Annotated in this window: 1 protein-coding gene; it reads left to right on the forward strand. The window is 66.8% G+C overall.

Features of this window, described 5'->3' with window-relative positions:
* Positions 1 to 343, forward strand: a 343-nt coding sequence (locus tag SB753_RS35595) for a cytochrome c oxidase assembly protein (RefSeq protein WP_410804781.1), incomplete at both ends; no start/stop codon positions are given.

Genomic DNA, 343 nt, shown 5'->3' on the forward strand with positions numbered 1-343 from the left:
CTGCGCTGGACGTTCGAGCCCTGGGTCGTCGCCTTGCTGATCGTGAGTCTTGCTTTGTATGTGGCCGGCTATCGGCGTCTGCGCGCGCGCAGCAAACGCGGCCGCGAGATTCGCGCGCGTCAGCTAGGCGCATTCTTGCTCGGATGGCTCATGCTCGTCGCCGCGCTCGTTTCGCCACTCGATGCGTTGAGCGCCGCGCTCTTCTCCGCGCACATGGTTCAGCACGAATTGATGATGATCGTCGCCGCGCCGCTGCTCGTGCTCAGCAGGCCGCTCGCGGTATGGCTATGGGCCTTTCCTCCCGCCGCGCGTCACCGGATAGCGGCGGCGGTTCGCACGCCGG

Origin of the sequence: Paraburkholderia sp. SIMBA_053 (assembly GCF_046534895.1) — a bacterium.
GTDB lineage: Bacteria > Pseudomonadota > Gammaproteobacteria > Burkholderiales > Burkholderiaceae > Paraburkholderia > Paraburkholderia caledonica.